Source organism: Pseudomonas agronomica, assembly GCF_025917275.1.
Lineage (GTDB): Bacteria > Pseudomonadota > Gammaproteobacteria > Pseudomonadales > Pseudomonadaceae > Aquipseudomonas > Aquipseudomonas agronomica.
The window spans coordinates 1-895 of the sequence record NZ_JAOSHO010000924.1 but is presented as its reverse complement, the minus strand read 5'-3'; the positions used below and the strand labels follow the sequence as shown (position 1 = coordinate 895).

The window sequence follows — 895 nt, the reverse complement described above, 5'->3', positions numbered from 1 at the left end:
GTGGCCGCAGGTCAAACACCAGCACCTCGGCATCCTGGCCATTGCCCAGTGTCAGCGCCTGTTCCTGGCGCACCCGCACGCCATCGCCTTCCTGCAACCGTACGCCATTGAGTTCGACGCTGCCCCGGGCCACATGGACATAGGCGTAGCGATCGGCCGCCAACGTCAGCGTGGCGCTTTCCTGGCCGTCGAACAGCCCGGCATACACCCGTGCGTCCTGGCGAACGTGAAGCGATCCCTCGGCACCGTCCGGAGAAATGATCAGTTGCAGGCGACCGCGTTTCTGTTCGGGGCTGAAGTGCTCCTGCTGGTAGCGCGGCGTGGCGCCGACCACGTTGGGCACGATCCAGATTTGCAGGAAGTGCACCGGCTCGTCGGCACTGTGGTTGAACTCACTGTGGGCCACGCCACTGCCGGCGCTCATCAACTGCACGTCGCCCGGGCGAATGACCGATCCGGTGCCCAAGGTGTCCTTGTGTTCCAGCGCGCCTTCGAGCACATAGGAAAAGATCTCCATGTCCCGGTGCGGGTGCTGGCCAAAACCTTTGGCGGCGGCAACCCGGTCATCGTTGATGACCAGCAGGTCGGAAAAACCTTGTTGGTTGAGGTCGCGGTAGCTGGCAAAGGAAAAGGTGTGGAACGAGGTCAGCCAGCCATGACGGGCAATACCGCGATCAGAAGCTTTGCGAAGGGTCAGCATGAGAATTCTCCTGGTTCAGTGGGCGGTGGCCGTGGCCGTTCGCCGGGTTCAGAAGAAGATTAATGGTAATCGGCCTGTTCAATAAGCGGCTCAATGGCGAAATACTGTCGGTTCTGAGTGGACAATCTCGCAGCGGGCGCTTGGCTTCGTCATAATGCCAGCCGATGATCCTTGTGGGAGCGAGCTTGCTCGCGA

2 protein-coding genes are annotated in these 895 nt (G+C 61.1%); both read right to left on the bottom strand.

Features of this window, described 5'->3' with window-relative positions; genetic code table 11:
• Positions 1-700: pirin family protein (locus OC610_RS28145; RefSeq protein ID WP_264432921.1), on the bottom strand; the 700-nt coding region annotated here is incomplete at its 3' end.
• A partial coding sequence (locus tag OC610_RS28140) for a hypothetical protein (RefSeq protein WP_264432917.1) occupies positions 675-895 on the bottom strand: 221 nt, incomplete at its 5' end. The genes OC610_RS28145 and OC610_RS28140, both read right to left, overlap by 26 nt.